General features: G+C 57.9%; 14 protein-coding genes. 6 read left to right on the top strand and 8 right to left on the bottom strand.

What is annotated here, in order from left to right; all coding sequences use genetic code 11:
• Positions 1–93: 93 nt before the first annotated feature.
• Complete coding sequence (gene ppk2, locus ACTG2T_RS01060) at positions 94–909, top strand: polyphosphate kinase 2 (protein WP_113739275.1); 816 nt, start codon at positions 94–96, stop codon at positions 907–909.
• Between the two features lie 112 nt (positions 910–1,021).
• On the opposite strand, the gene ACTG2T_RS01065 is transcribed toward ppk2, so the two are convergent.
• The 5 genes from ACTG2T_RS01065 to yejK form a co-directional block, all read right to left on the bottom strand.
• Complete coding sequence (locus tag ACTG2T_RS01065; protein ID WP_005333867.1) at positions 1,022–2,158, bottom strand: ABC transporter ATP-binding protein; 1,137 nt, start codon at positions 2,156–2,158, stop codon at positions 1,022–1,024.
• Positions 2,159–2,226: 68 nt separating this feature from the next.
• Positions 2,227–3,117 carry a maltose ABC transporter permease MalG gene (gene malG, locus ACTG2T_RS01070; RefSeq protein ID WP_268014755.1) on the bottom strand — a complete coding sequence of 297 codons (891 nt, stop codon included), beginning with the start codon at positions 3,115–3,117 and terminating at the stop codon, positions 2,227–2,229.
• A gap of 12 nt (positions 3,118–3,129) precedes the next feature.
• Positions 3,130–4,782, bottom strand: a complete 1,653-nt coding sequence (gene malF, locus ACTG2T_RS01075) for a maltose ABC transporter permease MalF (protein ID WP_005333870.1) — start codon at positions 4,780–4,782, stop codon at positions 3,130–3,132.
• Positions 4,783–4,857: 75 nt separating this feature from the next.
• A complete protein-coding gene (malE, locus tag ACTG2T_RS01080) occupies positions 4,858–6,039 on the bottom strand; it encodes a maltose/maltodextrin ABC transporter substrate-binding protein MalE (RefSeq protein ID WP_005333871.1) in 1,182 nt (393 codons plus the stop codon).
• A gap of 408 nt (positions 6,040–6,447) precedes the next feature.
• Positions 6,448–7,497, bottom strand: a complete 1,050-nt coding sequence (gene yejK / locus ACTG2T_RS01085; RefSeq protein WP_005361452.1) for a nucleoid-associated protein YejK — start codon at positions 7,495–7,497, stop codon at positions 6,448–6,450.
• Between the two features lie 73 nt (positions 7,498–7,570).
• Between yejK and ACTG2T_RS01090 the strand changes: the two genes are divergently transcribed.
• Complete coding sequence (locus ACTG2T_RS01090; RefSeq protein ID WP_005333874.1) at positions 7,571–7,798, top strand: YejL family protein; 228 nt, start codon at positions 7,571–7,573, stop codon at positions 7,796–7,798.
• A 47-nt stretch (positions 7,799–7,845) separates the two neighbouring features.
• A complete protein-coding gene (locus tag ACTG2T_RS01095; protein ID WP_005352950.1) occupies positions 7,846–9,696 on the top strand; it encodes a DUF3413 domain-containing protein in 1,851 nt (616 codons plus the stop codon).
• 85 nt (positions 9,697–9,781) lie between these two features.
• Here the strand turns inward: ACTG2T_RS01095 and ACTG2T_RS01100 are convergent, their stop codons facing one another.
• Positions 9,782–10,567, bottom strand: a complete 786-nt coding sequence (locus ACTG2T_RS01100; RefSeq protein WP_050552791.1) for a MetQ/NlpA family ABC transporter substrate-binding protein — start codon at positions 10,565–10,567, stop codon at positions 9,782–9,784.
• Positions 10,568–11,170: 603 nt separating this feature from the next.
• On the opposite strand from ACTG2T_RS01100, the gene asp reads away from it, so the two are divergent.
• Together asp and ACTG2T_RS01110 are read left to right on the top strand one after the other, a co-directional pair.
• Positions 11,171–13,045 carry a serine protease Asp gene (gene asp / locus ACTG2T_RS01105; protein WP_330124477.1) on the top strand — a complete coding sequence of 625 codons (1,875 nt, stop codon included), beginning with the start codon at positions 11,171–11,173 and terminating at the stop codon, positions 13,043–13,045.
• An 18-nt stretch (positions 13,046–13,063) separates the two neighbouring features.
• Positions 13,064–13,522, top strand: coding sequence for a serine protease chaperone (locus ACTG2T_RS01110; protein ID WP_043849827.1), 459 nt, complete (start codon positions 13,064–13,066; stop codon positions 13,520–13,522).
• Positions 13,523–13,596: 74 nt separating this feature from the next.
• On the opposite strand, the gene ppsA is transcribed toward ACTG2T_RS01110, so the two are convergent.
• A complete protein-coding gene (gene ppsA, locus ACTG2T_RS01115; RefSeq protein ID WP_330124478.1) occupies positions 13,597–15,975 on the bottom strand; it encodes a phosphoenolpyruvate synthase in 2,379 nt (792 codons plus the stop codon).
• Positions 15,976–16,316: 341 nt separating this feature from the next.
• Here ppsA and ppsR point away from each other — a divergent pair, with 341 nt between their 5' ends.
• Positions 16,317–17,129 (top strand): posphoenolpyruvate synthetase regulatory kinase/phosphorylase PpsR, encoded by an 813-nt coding sequence (gene ppsR, locus ACTG2T_RS01120; protein WP_005344832.1) that lies wholly within the window; start codon positions 16,317–16,319, stop codon positions 17,127–17,129.
• 239 nt (positions 17,130–17,368) lie between these two features.
• Here the strand turns inward: ppsR and ACTG2T_RS01125 are convergent, their stop codons facing one another.
• A complete protein-coding gene (locus ACTG2T_RS01125) occupies positions 17,369–17,665 on the bottom strand; it encodes a hypothetical protein (protein ID WP_439973767.1) in 297 nt (98 codons plus the stop codon).
• Positions 17,666–18,051 lie beyond the last annotated feature (386 nt).

Here is an 18,051-nt window from a genome sequence, read left to right on the forward strand (position 1 = left end):
TATCACGTCCCCCTTGGCAGTGGCGCCTCCCTGGTGCAAGCTGGAAGTGACTCAAAGAAGTCACCCATGAAAGGATGCCAAAAGGAGAAGCCCATGGCGAAGGAGAAGAGCAAGAAGCGGCCGCGTCTGGACAAGAAGTGCTACGAGCACCACCTCGCCCATCTGCAGGAGGAGCTGGTCAAGCTGCAGGAGTGGGTCAAGCAGGAGGGACTGAAGGTGGTGGTGCTGTTCGAGGGACGGGACGCCGCCGGCAAGGGGGGCGTCATCAAGGCGATCACCGAACCGCTCAACCCCCGGGTCTGCCGGGTCACGGCGCTGCCCGCCCCCTCCGATCGGGAGCGATCCCAGTGGTACTTTCAGCGCTATGTGGCCCACCTGCCTGCCGCTGGCGAGATAGTGCTGTTTGACCGCTCCTGGTACAACCGGGCCGGGGTCGAGCGGGTGATGGGATTTTGCAGCGATGCGGAATATCGCGAATTTCTGCGCGCCTGCCCCGAGTTTGAGCGGATGCTGATCCGCTCCGGCATCACCTTGATCAAATACTGGTTCTCGGTCAGTGACGAGGAGCAGGAGAAGCGCTTTAAAGAGCGGATCAACACCCCCATCAAGCGCTGGAAGTTCAGCCCGATGGATTTGCAGTCCCGCTCGCGCTGGGTGGAGTACTCCCGCGCCAAGGATGACATGTTCACCTACACCGACACCGAGGATTGCCCCTGGTTCGTGGTAGAGGCGGACGACAAGCGCCGTGCCCGCCTCAACTGCATTGCACATCTGCTGAGCAAGGTACCCTACGAGGCGATCCACTACGAGCCTATCAAGCTTCCCCCCATCAAGACCGAAGGGTATGAGCGCCCGCCGCTGGCCAGCCAGACCTTTGTGCCCGATATTACCGCCGAACTCGAGGCTTGAACCGGGTTACCTTGCCTATCTGCATGTTCAAATCGCAGGCAATAAAAAGCCGGTCTGACGACCGGCAAAAAGGCATTGATTATTAAGAAAGGAAAACCGGCACAACAAAAAATCAGGTACGGATATATTTGGCGGTACGGGGGAACGCCTGCTCCTTGGCATCGAACAGGTAGCAGGCTTCGGCCGGGATACCCACGCTGTAGGTTTGACCGGTCGCCACATCCACATCCGAGGTGGCCTTGACGGTAAAGTCGTGACCATCCACATCCATATAAACGAAGGACTCAGCGCCCAGGTGTTCGGCCACCTGCACGATCCCGCTCACCTTGCTGTGCGCATGGGGGTGATCCAGCGGCATCAGGTGCTCGGGGCGAATGCCCAGCTCCACCTTGTCACCCACAGCGCCACTGCGGGCATCGACCCGGGCACGCACGGTATCGCCAGAGGTCAACTTGACCAGGCACTCCTGCTCGCCAATCTCCAGCAACTCGCCCGCCAGGAAATTCATCTTGGGAGAGCCGATAAAGCCCGCCACGAACTTGTTGTCCGGGTTGTGGTAGAGATCCAGCGGTGAACCGAACTGTTCCAGGTTGGTGGCAGCTTCGGCCTTGAGCGGGCTCAGCACAACAATCTTGTCGGCCAGGGTCATCGCTTCCACCTGATCGTGGGTCACGTAGATGATGGTGGAGTTAAGCTCTTTGTGCAGCTTGGCGATCTCGATCCGCATCTTGACCCGCAGCGCGGCATCCAGGTTGGAGAGCGGTTCGTCAAACAGGAACACCTGCGGCTGCTGCACGATGGAGCGACCGATGGCGACACGCTGACGCTGACCACCGGAGAGCGCCTTGGGCTTTCTGTCCAGCAGCGGCTCAAGACCCAGGATCTCGGCGGCGCGCATCACCCGCTTGTGGATGTTCTCCTTGTCCATCTTCTTGAGCTTCAGACCAAAGGCCATGTTCTCGTAGATGTTCATGTGCGGATAAAGGGCGTAGGACTGGAACACCATGCCGACGTTGCGCTCTACCGGCGGCACGTCGTTCATGTAGCGACCGCCGATGGTCAGCTCACCGCTGGTGATGTCTTCCAGACCCGCGATCATCCGCAGCAGGGTGGATTTACCGCAGCCGGACGGGCCGACGAAGACGATGAATTCGCCCTCCTTGATGGAGAGGTTGATGTTGCGCAGGGTGTCCTTGTGAACAGCCGGATCGTAATTTTTGCGAACGTTGTTGAGTACTACTTCAGCCATGACGAGCTCCGCTCTTGAATCTTTGCAAATCGTGATAGCGGGGGGAGTCAGCTCCCCCGGCCATAAACTTAACCTTTCACACCACCAGCAGTCAGACCGCCAACCAACCAGCGCTGTGCCAACAGGAACACCACTGTGATGGGGAAACCGGAGAGCACTGCGGCCGCCGCGAAATCACCCCACAGATAGTTCTGCGGATAGAGGTACTGCTGGGCCCCGACCGCCAGGGTCAGATTGTTCACATCCTGCAGCAGGATGGAGGCCATGGGCACCTCGGTAATGGAACCGATAAAGGCCAGAATAAACACTACCGCCAGGATGGGCACCGACAGAGGCAACAGGATCAGACGGAATGCCTGCCACGGGGTCGCCCCGTCGATGGCCGCCGCCTCCTCCAGGGAGGAGTCGATGGTCTCGAAGTAGCCCTTGATGGTCCAGACGTGGAGGGCGATACCCCCCATGTACGCCAGGATCAGGCCACCGTGGGTGTTGAGACCGAGCCAGGGGATGTAGTCACCAATCTTGTTAAAGAGCGCGTAGATGGCTACCAGTGCCAGCACCGCCGGGAACATCTGGAAAATCAGCATGCCCTGCAGGATGGTGGACTTGCCACGAAAACGCAGGCGGGCAAAGGCGTAAGCACAGGTGGTGGAGAGCGCCACGATCATCAGGGCAGTGATGCCGGCGATCTTGATGGAGTTCCACAACCAGGTCAGCACCGGGAACGGCGGCGGCGTGATGCTGCCATCGGCGTTGGTGATGGACATGCCCAGCGCCAGCTTCCAGTGATCCAGCGTCGGATTGGAGGGGATGATCTCCCCTACCGCGAAGTTACCGTTACGGAACGAGATGGCGATAACCATGATCAACGGGAAGATGATCAGCGCCAGGAAGCCCCACATGACCAGGTGGGTTGCCCACACCCGGTATTTGACTGATTTGGGTTGTACGATTGCCATGTTGAAGCCTCCTTACAGCTGCTTGTCGGCTTTGGACAATTTCAGGTTGAGCAGCGCCAGCGCCCCCACTATCAGGAAGATAGCTGTGGCGATGGCACTGGCCAGACCGTAGTCCTGACCACCCGATCCCTGGAACGCAATCCGGTAGGTATAACTCACCAGCAAGTCGGTGGTACCGGCCGGAGTGCTGGCGCCGATGATGTCGGGCGCACCGTTGGTCAACAACTGGATAAGCACGAAGTTGTTGAAGTTGAAGGCGAACGAGGCAATCAACAGCGGTGTCAGCGGCTTCATCAGCAGCGGCACGGTGATCTTGAAGAAGTTCTGTACCGGACCGGCACCATCCATGGCGGACGCTTCATAGAGATCTTCCGGAATGGCTTTGAGCAGGCCCATGCAGAGGATCATCATGTAGGGGTAGCCGAGCCAGGTGTTGACAATCAGGATCATCACCTTGGCCAGGAAGGGGTTGGTATACCAGTCCGGCTTGATGCCAAACGCCGCTTCCAGGAACATGTTGATCTCACCGAAGTTCTGGTTGAACAACCCCTTGAACACCAGGATGGAGATAAACGCCGGGATCGCATAGGGCAGGATCAACATGACCCGATAGAAACCGCGCCCCTTGAGTTCTTCCCACTGCACCAGACAGGCCAGCACCATGCCGATAGCCAGGGTGAAAGCGACGGAGCAGGTTGAGAAGATCACGGTCCAGATGAAGATCTGCAGGAAGGGTGACTGGATGCCCGGATCGGTGACGATGCGCGCGAAGTTCTTCCAACCGACGCTCACCACAAAGCCCGGAGCAATACCCTTGCCGACAAACTGACCCTGTTCGTCGATGTACTGATAGAAGCCGGTCTCGCCATTGGGCAGCATCAGCTCGCCATTCTGGGTATCACGCAGCAGGTTGCTGTCTTTGATCACCACGCCGGACTTGAGCACGGCACCATCCATCAGACGGGTGTAGTGCTGCTTCTGGGCGGCAAACTTGCGCAGGCTGCTCAGGGTCAGGTGGGTACCGCCATCCGGCAGCACCAGATCAAGGTCACTCAGGTGAGTACGATGCTCAACAATGGCGCGGATCGGTGCGGCCTTGCTGGCCGCTTCGCCAGTGAAGGGCTGCAGCTCGACCACTTGCTGGGTGTTCTGCACACGGCCCTCGCGGGACGCCAGCTCACGGGCCTTGTTGGTCATCAGGGAAACAGGTTGGCTGATAAAGGATTGATCATCCTGTGTCAGCAGCAGCTGGAACTGGCCGTTGTCGCCACCCAGCAGGGTAAAATCGAATTCACCGCCCGCCACCTTGTAGGTTTTCTTCAGGTGGTAGTCCCGCGCCTGCTCCACGGAGAGCAAGTTGGACCCCGAATAGTTGGTGAAGGCAATGCCAATGGTGTAGGCAAGAGGGAAGATGATAAACACAACCATGCCCGCAACACCCGGAAAGATGTAGCGATGGGCATAGGTCTTCTTGTTCATGAAGACATACAGACCGACGGAAACCACCACCAGATCCAGCAGCGCGAATACCCACTCGCCACTGGCGTACATCATCACGGCTGCGTAGCCGTTGAGGATGGCAACCAGGGCCGCTATGGTCCACTTAAGCCAGGTGTGCTTATCCTTCGGACCGGCATAGGACTCAACAGAAGGTACTACTTCCATGCCAATTAACCTTTATAACGCCAAGAGAGATTTGAGAGAGTGGGAGGCCATGACGGCCTCCCGGGTAGTGCGTGCTTACTGAACGATACGCTTGGCAGCGGTATCCAGCGCTTCGTCAACACCCTGACGACCGGAGGTCACGTTCTTGAGGGCAGTTTCGAAGGAAGACCAGAAACGGCTCATCTCGGGAACGGATGGCATCGGCTCGCCAGCCTGAGCGTTCAGCATGGTGGCCTTGATGTGCGGATCGGATTCCAGGGTCTTCTGGAAGGATTTCAGCGCAACGGCACCCAGCGGCTTGTCGGCGTTAACCGGCGCCAGACCGGCATCGGTCAGCAGGTAGTTTTCCAGGAACTCGATAGCCAGATCCTTGTTCGGGCTGGCAGCGTTGATGGTGGCACCCAGTACGCCAACGAAGGCTTTGGCCGGCTTGCCGTTCAGGGTCGGCAGCGGCGCTACGCCGTACTTGATGCCGCTCTTGTCCAGGTTGCTCCAGGCCCAGGGGCCATTGATCATCATGGCCACTTCGCCCTTGTTGAACTTGGCGTCCATCACACCGTAGTCGATGCCTTTTTCCAGGTGACCGGACTTGATCATCTCGGAGATGTAGCCCACGCCCATCTTGGCACCTGCGTTGTTCACGCCGGTATCTTTGACGTCATAACCGGTAGCGGTTTTCTTGAAGGCGTAACCACCGTTGGCAGCCACCAGCGGATAGCTGAAGTACGGGGTGTCATAAGCCCACATGATGGCGCGCTTGCCGTTTTTCTTCAGAGTCTCGTCAATCTTGGCGATCTCTTCGAAGGTTTTCGGCGGCTCGGGCAGCAGGTCCTTGTTATAAATCAGGCTGACTGCTTCCATGGCAACCGGGTAGCCATAGGTTTTGCCATCAACAGTCATGGCATCCCATGCCAGCTGTTCAAATTTGCCTTTGGTGGCAGCGTTCGGCGTTACCGGAACCAGCAAACCGGCTTTGACCCACTCACCGTAACGGTCGTGAGCCCAGAAGAAGATGTCCGGGCCGTTGCCAGTGGCGGCGGCTTGCTGGAATTTCACTTCAACCTGATCCGGGTGAGCCACAGTAACCTTGATGCCGGTTTCTGCTTCAAACTTCTTACCCACTTCAGCCAGACCGTTGTATCCCTTGTCACCGTTGATCCAGATGGTCAGCTGGCCTTCATCGATGGCAGCAGTAGCAGAGCAAGCGACGCCAAGAGTGGCCAGACCGATCAGGGATGACAGCAATTTCTTTTTCATGAGCCTTTCCTTGTATTAGTTCCGCGCTGTAAGAGCATTGTGTGCGAGATGAATATTATCCCAAGCGGCAAACGGCTCACATGACGCAACTCGCATTTTTGAAATGCAATTACGTATTTCCTTCCAGAAAGTTTTGAAAACATTTTCTTATTTCAGGGAATTACGGCCATTTATCGGCTTAATTCCAGACAACCACAGAATAATAATTACCAAAATGAAATAAAATTTCATGAGTGAAAGGGTTTTCACCTCAATGAAAACCCTTTCAGATGGTTTATTTTGTTTGATTTGTTAACAAAGTACCGCGCCAGTTTCGAGGTCTGCCCTGGCGCAATAAAAAAAGAGACCCCGCCGGGGCGGAGTCTCTTTTTGCCAGAAATGACGAGTTGATCACACTCGGGAGCATGACTACGACTGGCGCAGCAGCTGATCCTTAAGATTGGGCGGCACACCCTTGATGGTCAGGGTGTCGGTCTGGGGGTCGTAAAAGATCCGGCTGTTCAACAGCTTCTGCTCAAAGCTCAGAGTCAGACCGCCGCCGGAGCCAACAAACTTGGTCAAACCACGCAGGGTAGAGCGATCCGCCGGGAAACGCTCTTCCAGCTCATACTCCTGACCGATAAAGCTGTAAAAATCGAGGTCACCGTCGCCAGGCAATTCTGCAGACAGCTCCTTGATTTCGATCTCTTCACCGGCACTCGCCTGTTCGGTGCAATATTTGAAGACCTGCTTTTTATAGTCATTGCGCTCGGTCGGTTCGAGCTGACGACTGTCGCAATAATCTTCGACCGCCTGCAGCAAGCCTTTATTTTGTACCTTGGCATCCATGCCCTCGCGGGCACCCAGCAGATCCATAAAGAAGTCGCCCAGTTTGCGACCAATGCGCCCCTTGCTGAAGGTGATATAGCGGCGCGAATCAGGTTGGGTTTTCCATTCGGTCAAATCAATGCGGGCCACCAGATTGAGTTTGCCGATATCCAGATACTGGATATGGCGTAATTCCAGCGCTTCGCTGACGGTGACGCTCTCCTTGCCCTCCAGCAGGGCAATCAGCAGATAATCGACCCCGACGTAGTTATATTTGGCAAACAGCAGCACCCCCTGCTCATCGAGGGCATGCTCCACCAGCTGCTTGACCAGCATCTGGGTCACGGTGACCGAGAAGGGAACGAATTCGGTCTGCTCGTCGAGCAGCTGTTCGAGGGCGATACGAAACGCGGGTGAAGGCTGCTTGGGAGCATCGATGCCGTCGGCCAGCTCGGCGACGGCGGCCTCGGGGTCAGCAAAGAAGCCAAAGCCCTTGCCGCCCTTGCCGTTGTAGATCCGATGCAGTTCCGCCATCAGTCCCTGTACCGCCTCATCAGGGGGCAGGGTCTGGCTGCGGGTATCGGCGTGGGGTTGACCATCGCCGCCCTGGCGCAAGGAGTGAAGAATGATCTTGTCGATATCGAGACTCATGTCACAAAGCCATAGTGTTAGCCGAAAGGGTGAAGTATTATAAGGCGCTTTGAACCGAGATGAACTGAAGATTATGCCTATCGTATCAAAGTACAATAACGAGCAATTTGACGCCCTGATGAACGACCTGATCACCGCGCTGGAAAAGCATAAAGCGCCGGTGGATCTCAGCCTTATGGTGCTTGGCAATCTGACCACCAATATCATCAACGGTATGGCACCGGCCCAGCGCCAGGCCATCACTGAAAAGTTTGTCCAGGCCCTGACCGCATCGGTCGATAATCGCCACGACGCACACTGAGTCCCCGACTCTGTTGATTTGACGTTTCTCAACGCAGATGGATCACTATGGTCGAAACCGGTAACCCCTATCGTGATAATGTCTCTCGCCTGATCACCTGGGGGCATTGGTTCTCCTTCTTCAACATTATTCTGGCCATGCTCATCGCCACCCGTTATCTGGGTGCCATCAGCTGGCCATCGACCACGCTTGGCGTGATCTATCTCGTTGTAAGCTGGATTGGCCACTTCTCGTTTCTGAGTTTTGTCACCTACCTGTTGACGATCTTCCCGCTCAGCTTCGTGCTGCCCAAGGAGAAGTCGTTGCGGTTCATCTCGGCCATCATCGCTACCCTGGCGCTGGTGCTGCTGCTGATCGACACCCAGGTATTCCGGCTGTTCAAGTTCCACCTCAACAGTCAGGTATGGCAGTTGCTGCTGGATCAGGCGCAAACCGAAGAGGGCTCAATCTGGAGCATCATCTTCGTTGCCGTGCCCACCATCTTCCTGCTGCAACTGCTGCTGTCGGCCTATGTCTGGCGCAAGATCAACAAGCGCAAGCGCCGCCAGTACGGCAATCAGGTGGGGCTGGCCCTGCTGATCTGCTTTATTCTGACCCACGTGGTCAACAGCTGGGCGGATGCGACCCTCTATCAGCCGATCACCATGCAGAGAGCCAACTTCCCCCTCTCCTACCCCATGACGGCCCGCTCCTTCCTGGCCAAACATGGCTGGCTGGATCTGGATCAATACGAGAAGCAGGCTGCTTCCCAGGGGGATAACAGCGACAGCCGGATGCACTATCCGCTGCGCCCGCTCAACGTCAACGCCCCCCTGACTCACAACAATCTGCTTATTGTGGTGGTCGACTCATTGCGTTTTGACATGCTCAACAACATCAACATGCCCAATCTGCAGCGCTATGCGGATCAGCATCTGACGTTCCGCAATCACCTGAGTGGTGGCAACGATGATCTGATGGGCATGTTCAGCCTCTTCTACGGGTTGCCCGGCCACTACTACAAGGACATCAGCAGCGACAAGCGTCCGCCGGTGCTGTTCGACGAGATGCTGCGCCAGGATTACCAGTTCGGGCTATTCGGCGCGATGGAAGATGCCCAGAAGTATCGCAAGAGCATCCTCGCCGGTCTGCGCAAGCAGGTGTTTGTCTCCGAGCAGAGTGACGATGGCAAGCTGCTGACCGACTGGCAGCAGTGGCTGGAGAAGCGCTCTCCCGAGCGTCCCTGGTTCTCGCTGGTCTATCTCTCGAGCCCAGGCGACTACCAGTTGCCCGCCACCATGAAGGGGCCGTTCCAACCGGAGCTCGCCAACTTCAATCCGGCGACCGCCTATCGGGCGGAGAACCTGCAAAAACTGGAGAACCGCTACAAGAACTCGGTCTTCTATACCGACCAGTTGCTTGAGCAGATGCTGACCAAATTGCAGTCCCAGGGGATGGACAGCAACACCATCGTCGTCATCACCTCCAACCACGGTCAGGAGTTCAACGACACCCGCAGCAACAGCTGGGGCGCAGGCAGCAACTACTCACCCTATCAGGTGCAGGTACCGCTGGTACTGGCCTGGCCGGGGCGCGGCAGTGACGTTCGGGAGCAACCAAGCAGCCATTTCGATCTGGCGCCGACCCTGATGCAGGGGATGCTGGGCGTGCGCAATCCGGCGCGCGATTATAGCGTTGGCCGCTCGCTGTTTGATACCAGCCCGCGCAACTGGCTGCTGGCCGGGGATCAGAACGACTTCGCCATCTATGAAGGGGACACCATCACCCACTTCAACAAGCAGGGTGACTTCGAACTGCTGGAGCGCAACAGCTATCGCCCGATCAAGCACGGCACCCCGGATATGGGCGCCATGATCCAGGTGATGAACGAGCTGAACCGCTTCTATCGCAACCAGTGAAGCGCCCGTTGATGGCTTGCTACCATAAAAAACGCCCCGAATTCGGGGCGTTTTTCGTTGTATAGCCGGGCCACGTTCACGACTGTCAGCCACCCCACCCTTGCGGGTACTTGTAGCCGACGAAACGCTTGGCTGCATAGGCTTTGAAAGCCGCCGAGTTGTAGGCCGCCGCCACATCTTTGGCAAAAGGCTGATCCGCATCTGCGCTTTTCACCACCACCCAGTTGATAAAATCGTAGCTGCGCTCCAGAAACAGTCCTTCACTGAACGGGATACCGCTGGAGGCGGCAAAATTACCGTTGATCACCGAGAAGTCCACATCCTCGCGCGAGCGGGGCAGTTGCGCCGCCTCCAGCAACACCAGCTTGAGATTGTGCGGATTGTTCACCACATCAAACTCGCTCGCCTTGAGCGGGTTGATCCCCTCCTTAAGGGTCAGCCAACCGAGATCCTGCAACATCAGCAGAGCCCGCGCCTGATTGGTGGGATCGTTGGGGATGGCCACCGTGCTCCCCTCTTTCACCTTGTCGAGTGCCGCCAGCTTGCCGGAGTAGAGCCCCATCGGGCCAGTTGGCACCTGGGTAATGGGCGCCAGCGACAAGCCGCGATCTTTGGCAAAACTCTCCAGATAAGGTTTGTGCTGGAAGCAGTTCACATCTAGTGATCCGTCAGCCAGAGCAATATTGGGGGTCACATAGTCGGTGAACTCCACCAGCTTGACCTTATACCCCTTGGCCTCCAGCTGCGGCTTGATGGAATCGGTCACCATGTCGGCAAAATCCCCCACCGTGGTACCAATCACAATCTCCTGTTTGGTCGGCAAGGACGCATCGGCGGCAACCGCGGAAAAAGAGAGGCTCCCGACCGCCATCGCGGCAATAAAAGTGCTGGCGCCAGCAGTGGCGCGCAAGGAAGCAGTCAAAGGAGAAGATAAGAAGGAACGAAACTGCATAGGGACTCCCTGTCAGGTACGCATCAAACTATGGGACTGCGGCGGGGGTCTCTCAGAGATTAGGCCCCTCAAACCGCAGCAATCTAGCCATCCAAACGGCTATTTTGGTTACCATAACAGAGCCATCCACTGCCGCCAAGCAATAAACCGCTGGTTCCACCTCATCACCCTTGCTGTCACCCCCGAATGCATAGCTGTACTCACGTTGGCACACACAACCATGCCACTCACTTTCAAGAGCGCACGAGCTCCCCTCGGGATTGCCCCGAATCGGGATGGCTGCGGCGAAGGAGAGTCGCGAGAGGAGTGAATTACGGATAAAAAGATCAGTAGCGAGCGGTGAGAACCATTCTCAATAGAACACATAACCAGTGTCATTGGAATACCTACCACAAACTAAATCGGATTTCTTTGAACCTCATTACGTTTTTTGAAAATGGCTCTTTTTGAACCCCTGTCACCCGTGTATAGATTTCCGTCGCACTCAGGATGAGTGCGATCCAAGATGGAGTTAAAAAAATAATGAAGCAAACATCGTTAGCACTGGCGATCACAGCACTGCTGTCGACCCTGCCCAGTGCGCTCGTTCAGGCAAATGAAGGTTGTGCGCCGCTCACCGGCAAGGAGAGCGGCATGGATATCGGACGCAGCAGCACCGAGCGCTGCCTGCCAGGTGCCAATCCCCTGCAGGATCAGCAGTGGTATCTGCTCAACAACGGTCAGGATGGATTCAGCTCCCGTGGCGGCATAGCGGGCAATGATCTCAACCTCTGGTGGGCTCATCGCACCGGTGTGCTGGGCCAGGGAGTCAATGTGGCCGTGGTGGATGATGGCTTGGCTATCGCCCACCCGGATCTGGCGGAGAACGTGCGCCCGGGGTCGAAAAACGTGGTGACCGGCAGCGATGACCCGACACCGACCGATCCGGATTCGGCCCACGGCACCTCGGTCTCCGGCATCATTGCAGCGGTGGACAACGCCATCGGGACCAAGGGGATTGCCCCGCGAGCCCAGTTGCAGGGGTTCAACCTGCTGGACGACAACAGCCAGCAGTTGCAGAAAGATTGGCTCTACGCCCTTGGCGACAGCGATGCCAGCCGTGATAACCGGGTGTTCAACCAGAGCTATGGCATGAGCCTGGTCGATCCCCGTCCGGCCAACGATCTGGATCAGGCCCAGCTCGACCGCCTGTTCGAACAGCAAACCCTCAAGGCGCAGAGTGCCGCCTATATCAAGGCTGCCGGCAACGGCTTCAACAAGATAGCGGCGGGTGGCTATGTGCTCAATCGCACCGGCAACGGCCCCAAATTGCCGTTTGAGAACAGCAACATCGACCCCTCAAACAGCAACTTCTGGAACCTGGTGGTGAGCGCGCTCAACGCAGATGGCGTCAGATCCTCCTACTCCAGCGTCGGCAGCAACGTCTTCCTGAGCGCCACCGGCGGCGAGTACGGTACCGATTCCCCCGCCATGGTGACCACGGATCTGCCCGGCTGCGATATGGGCTATAACCGCACCGACGATCCCCGCACCAACCGGCTGCACGGCAACCCGCAGCTGGATGCCAGTTGCGACTACAACGGCGTCATGAACGGCACCTCCTCCGCCACCCCCAGCACCTCGGGCGCCATGGCACTGCTGATGTCCGCCTACCCGGATCTGTCAGTACGCGATTTTCGGGATCTGCTGGCGCGCAGCGCTACCCGGGTCGATGCCAAACATCAGCCCGTGATGGTCAGCTACACCAGCAGCACCGGCAAGGTGCGCGACGTGAAAGGGCTGGAAGGGTGGGAGCGCAATGCCGCCGGCATGTGGTTCAGCCCGACTTACGGTTTCGGTCTGATCGACGTCAACAAGGCGCTTGAGCTGGCAGCCAATCACCAGCCTCTCCCCCCGCTGGTGCAGCTGCCGTGGCAGAAGATCAATGTCACCGGCAGTGCCGCTGCCATCCCGGATGTGGGCAACAGCCCGACCAGCTCGACAACCCGCATTGCCACACCGTTGACGGTCGAAGCGGTTCAGGTGATGGTGAGCCTGGATCACCAGCGTCTGCCTGATCTTCTGATCGAACTGGTCTCCCCCGCCGGCACCCGCAGCATCCTGCTGAGCCCCTTCAACAGCCTGGTCGGCCAATCTCTCGACCAGCAGCAGCTGGGCTTTGTGCGCACCAAGGGATTGCGTGACATGCGCCTGCTCTCCCACAAGTTCTACGGTGAATCGGCCGAAGGCCAGTGGCGACTGGAGGTAACCGACGTTGCCAACGGTACCCGTCAGGTCTCTCTGCTCAATCGCAAGACCAAGGAGCGCACCACCCTGACCGAGCGCAACAACCGTCAACCGGGCAAGCTGATCTCATGGTCCCTGCGGGTCCTGGGTCACGATGCCAATCGCAGCTAACACGCTAGGAGTATTACCATGAACAAACCTGTTACCTTGCTTCTGGCAACCCTGCTGGCCCCTCTCTCGGGACAGCTCTGCGCCGAGGAGTCCGTCACCATGGATGGCAAGCAGTACAGCACCATAGAGGTGAACGGCCAGACCTACCTCATTCCCGACAACGGCAGCAAGAAGCGGGTCACCCGCAGTCTGGATGACAAAGTGCCGCAGCAGAGCCTGCGCCGCGGCGACGTATTGATGCAGGGGGCGGCCAGCCCCGAGCTCACCGTCAGCGGTACCCTGCTGGTGGAGGCTGACGATGCTACTGCCAAGGCGCTGGCGACGCGCCACGGCTTGAACTTCAAGCAGAGCAGCGGCGGTATCGCCCTGCTGGAGGCCAAATCGGGCACCGATCTCAATGCCATCGCCACCAAGCTCCAGAGCGAGGGGGTGAAGGTACAGATCGAGCTGTCGGGGGCCGAGCGGCAACCAAAATAGGTCTCGTCAGCGGGATAACAAAGGGGGCCATCATGGCCCCCTTTCTATTCTATTCTCTTCACTGCGACAGCGGCTTACTTGCGGCCATGCTGCTCCGCCAGATAGAGCCAGGTATCGACCACGGTATCCGGGTTGAGCGACACCGAGTCTATCCCCTGCTCCACCAGCCAGGCGGCGAAGTCCGGATGATCAGACGGGCCCTGGCCACAGATCCCCACGTACTTGCCCGCCTTGCGGGCGGCAGCAATGGCCATCGCCAGCAGCGCCTTGACCGCCTCGTTGCGCTCGTCGAACAGGTGGGCGATAAGCCCCGAGTCCCGATCCAGCCCAAGGGTGAGCTGGGTCATGTCGTTGGAGCCGATGGAGAAGCCGTCCACGTGCTCGAGGAACTTGTCTGCCAGCAGGGCGTTGCTCGGGATCTCGCACATCATGATCACCTTGAGCCCCCGCTCGCCACGGCGCAGACCGTTCTCGGCCAGGATGTCGATCACCTGCTCCGCCTCGCCTACAGTGCGCACGAAGGGGATCATCACCTCGACGTTGGTCAGCCCCATGACATCACGCACCCGCTTGATCGCCTCGCACTCGAGGGCAAAGCAGGGGCGAAAGCTGTCGGCGATGTAGCGCGACGCACCACGAAAACCGATCATCGGGTTCTCTTCATGGGGCTCGTAGCCACGGCCACCCACCAGATTGGCGTACTCGTTGGACTTGAAGTCCGACATCCGCACGATCACCCGCTCCGGCCAGAAGGCGGCTGCCAGGGTGGCGATGCCCTCGGTCAGTTTGGCGACGTAGAACTCACGCGGGCTGTCGTAACCGGCGATCATCTTGCCAATGGTGACCTTGAGCTCGGGACTCTGGCTGTCGAACTCCAGCAGCGCCTTGGGGTGTACCCCGATCATCCGGTTGATGATGAACTCGAGGCGGGCCAGACCGACACCGGCATTGGGCAACTGGGCAAAATCGAACGCCCTGTCCGGGTTGCCAACGTTCATCATGATCTTGATGGGCAGGCGCGGCATGTTGCCCACCTCGGTCACCGCCACGTCGAAGTCGAGTTCGCCGTCATAGATGAAACCGGTATCCCCTTCCGCACAGGAGACGGTGATAAGCTGGCCAGCCTCGATGCTATCGGTGGCATTGCCGCAACCCACCACCGCCGGAATGCCCAGTTCGCGAGCGATGATGGCGGCGTGACAGGTACGGCCGCCCCGGTTGGTCACGATGGCGGAGGCCCGCTTCATGATGGGCTCCCAGTCCGGGTCGGTCATGTCGGTGACCAGTACATCGCCGGGCTGCACTTCGTCCATCTGGCTGATGGCGGAGATGACCCGCGCCGGGCCCGCGCCAATCTTGTGGCCGATGGCCCGCCCCTCGATCAGCACCTTGCCCGCTTGCTTGAGGGCAAAACGCTCGAGGGTGTTGGCCTCCTGGCGGCTGCGCACGGTTTCCGGGCGCGCCTGCACGATGTAGAGCTTGCCATCCTGCCCATCCTTGGCCCACTCGATGTCCATCGGGCGGCCATAGTGCTGCTCGATGATAAGGGCCTGCCTGGCCAGCTCCATCACCTCGGCATCCGTGATGCAGAAGCGGCTGCGCTCGGCTTCATTGGTGTCGACGATCTGTACCTGACGGCCATGGCTGGCATCGCCGGAATAGGTCATCTTGATAAGCTTGGAGCCGAGGGTCTTGCGCACCACCGCCGGGCGTCCCCCCTTGAGGGTCGGTTTGTGCACGTAGAACTCGTCCGGGTTGACCGCACCCTGTACCACCATCTCGCCAAGACCGTGAGCGCCGGTGATGAACACCACGTCGTTGAAGCCCGACTCGGTATCCAGGGTGAACATGACGCCGGAGGCGGCAAGATCCGAGCGCACCATCCGCTGCACCCCGGCCGACAGGGCGACGCCCTTGTGGTCATAACCCTGATGCACCCGATAGGAGATGGCGCGATCATTGAACAGGGAGGCAAAGACATGCTTGATGGCCACCATGACGGCATCGATGCCGCGCACGTTGAGGAAGGTCTCCTGCTGGCCGGCAAAGGAGGCGTCCGGCATATCCTCGGCGGTGGCTGAGGAGCGCACCGCAAAAGAGGCATCCAAACCTGCACTCAGTCTGGCGTAAGCCTCCCGTATCGCCTGCTCCAACGCGCTCTGGAACGGGGCTTCGATCACCCAGTCACGGATCTGCTGACCGGCCCGATTGAGGGCGGCAATGTCATCCACATCCAGATTGTCGAGCAGATGGTGGATCTTGCCGTTGAGGCCGCTTGACTCCAGAAACTCGTTAAATGCAAAGGCGGTGGTGGCAAACCCGCCCGGCACCGATACACCGGCGCCAGAGAGGTTGCTGATCATCTCGCCAAGGGATGCGTTCTTGCCGCCAACTCGTTCTACGTCCTGCATTCCGAGTTGCTCGTACCAGAGTACGTACTGTTGCACTTGCATGTCTCCAGGTTGGTGGGCACCGATGCCATAGCACCTCGTGCGCCCGATTTAATCGATGAGGTTATGGGTAAGTCAGGTGCGTTATTGTCTGTTTCTTTTGTTGCCAACGACCATGAAAACGTTTTCTACTGGTTTTCAAAAAAATCCCCGAGCAAGCGTTGGGGATGGTCGAATGACCGGAACATTCTACAATGGCGACACAAAAAGATAACGATTCAGGTTTGCAAGCCACTTCACAACTTGGGCACAGCAGACCGGTTGACAAAACTGGTATGGTTTCGGGAGATACTTCTCACCCCTTACCCCATGCGACCCCACCCGCGGTATCACAGGAGCCCTACGTGCACACTGTATTTTATGTTTCAGACGGAACCGCCATCACCGCCGAAGTGTTCGGTCACGCGGTATTGAGCCAGTTTCCGCTGGCCTTCGAGCAGATCACTATCCCCTTTGTGGAGACACTGGAGAAAGCCCGTCAGGTACGGATGCGGATCGACGAGCAGTTCCGCCAGACCGGGGTGCGCCCCATCCTGTTTCACACCATCGTCGACCCGCTGGTACGGGAAGAGGTACTGAAATCGGAGGCGTGCGGCCACGACTTTCTCAACACCTTCGTCAGCCCGCTGGAGCAGGAGCTGGGGGTAAAAGCCGAGCCCCGCCTCCACCGCACCCACGGCATGGAGAACCGCAAGCTCTATGACGATCGCATTGAGGCGGTCAACTTCGCACTGGCCAACGACGATGGCATCACCACCAAGGAGTACGATGAGGCGGACATCATCCTGATCGGGGTCTCCCGCTGCGGCAAGACCCCCACCAGCCTCTATCTGGCGCTGCAGTTCGGCATTCGCGCCGCCAACTACCCCTTTATCGAGCAGGACATGGGGATGCTGGAGCTACCCGCCCCCCTCAAGGCCAACCGTCACAAGCTGTTTGGCCTCACCATAGCGCCGCAGCGGCTGCACGAGATCCGCAACCAGCGCCGTGCCAACAGCCGCTACTCCTCCATCGAACAGTGCGAGCAGGAGCTGGCCTGCGTGGAGAGGCTGTTTCGCCAGGAGGCGATCCGCTTCCTCGATACCAGCTCCCACTCGGTGGAGGAGATCAGCGCCAAGGTCCTCGAGGCAACCGGTCTGCGCCGCCAGCTCTGTTAAGCTAGCTTGACAGCTATCGACATCAACAAAAGATAAAAATTACAGTGTCTCGGCGAAAGTCAGCTGTTGTTAACTGCAATTCACATAGATGACAGTGAAAAGCATGGATAAAAAAGGGATAAACACCACAAATGCTTATCCCTCTTCTTGTCGACCTTGGCGTTGTGCCCTTGTCACCTGCTGCCAGTTAGCCGCTATTCGATTCCGTTCTGCTGCGCTCGGCAAACAGCCAGCGTTAACTAACGATTGAGCTCAGGGTTGTTCATCAACCGGGCATAAAAGGCCAGCAAACCGTGGCGCAGGCGAACCCGCTCCGCCAGCCAGCCGCCAACGAGCGCCCCTGTTACCCCACCAACCAGCAACAGTGGCTGCCAGTAGTACAGCAACCCATGATCACCGAGCGAGAGCCAGCCCAGCAGCATGGTGGCGGCTACCAGCAACAACAGCGGACTGGCGGCAATCCCTAACCAGAGCGCCACCAGTACACCCCGGGCAACCCCTTGTTGCAGCACGCTTTCGCGCTCTCTGTACTCCAACTCCCTGCACTCTTCTCTGTACTCTCGCTTGTTTGGCATCATTTGCATCCATTTGTGGCTCGGCACCACAAAAGCACACCAACAAGACAAAATGTCAATAAAACAGAATTCGATTGCACAAACATCAACCAAAAACTACCAAGAAGCCTCTTCAGATCATGAAAAAGCTGCCTTTGGTACAAAATACGGCCATTAGAGATGGAAAACAGGTGCATTAATGGCGGATTATCACTATTCTGCTTCGGTTGCCAGCCAACACTAAAAATTGAAAATGGCATGGCGTAACGAAATAAATACAGCTTTCGTCAGGTTTTGGCTACGCACTGCGGCCTGCTCAGGATGAGCCCAACACCGACCAGAGACAACAGAGACGTAAGGACAGACCC

The organism is Aeromonas sp. 75A (assembly GCF_051919425.1).
Classification (GTDB): domain Bacteria; phylum Pseudomonadota; class Gammaproteobacteria; order Enterobacterales; family Aeromonadaceae; genus Aeromonas; species Aeromonas veronii.

What these genes read in the sequence shown, in the direction of transcription:
- malE (WP_005333871.1), bottom strand. Translation starts at nt 6,039, where the DNA reads ATGAAAAAGAAATTGCTGTCATCCCTGATCGGTCTGGCCACTCTTGGC.
- ACTG2T_RS01100 (WP_050552791.1), bottom strand. Translation starts at nt 10,567, where the DNA reads ATGGCGGTCGGGAGCCTCTCTTTTTCCGCGGTTGCCGCCGATGCGTCC.
- ACTG2T_RS01110 (WP_043849827.1), top strand. Translation starts at nt 13,064, where the DNA reads ATGAACAAACCTGTTACCTTGCTTCTGGCAACCCTGCTGGCCCCTCTC.
- yejK (WP_005361452.1), bottom strand. Translation starts at nt 7,497, where the DNA reads ATGAGTCTCGATATCGACAAGATCATTCTTCACTCCTTGCGCCAGGGC.
- malG (WP_268014755.1), bottom strand. Translation starts at nt 3,117, where the DNA reads ATGGCAATCGTACAACCCAAATCAGTCAAATACCGGGTGTGGGCAACC.
- asp (WP_330124477.1), top strand. Translation starts at nt 11,171, where the DNA reads ATGAAGCAAACATCGTTAGCACTGGCGATCACAGCACTGCTGTCGACC.
- malF (WP_005333870.1), bottom strand. Translation starts at nt 4,782, where the DNA reads ATGGAAGTAGTACCTTCTGTTGAGTCCTATGCCGGTCCGAAGGATAAG.
- ppsA (WP_330124478.1), bottom strand. Translation starts at nt 15,975, where the DNA reads ATGCAAGTGCAACAGTACGTACTCTGGTACGAGCAACTCGGAATGCAG.
- ACTG2T_RS01090 (WP_005333874.1), top strand. Translation starts at nt 7,571, where the DNA reads ATGCCTATCGTATCAAAGTACAATAACGAGCAATTTGACGCCCTGATG.
- ACTG2T_RS01065 (WP_005333867.1), bottom strand. Translation starts at nt 2,158, where the DNA reads ATGGCTGAAGTAGTACTCAACAACGTTCGCAAAAATTACGATCCGGCT.
- ACTG2T_RS01095 (WP_005352950.1), top strand. Translation starts at nt 7,846, where the DNA reads ATGGTCGAAACCGGTAACCCCTATCGTGATAATGTCTCTCGCCTGATC.
- ppk2 (WP_113739275.1), top strand. Translation starts at nt 94, where the DNA reads ATGGCGAAGGAGAAGAGCAAGAAGCGGCCGCGTCTGGACAAGAAGTGC.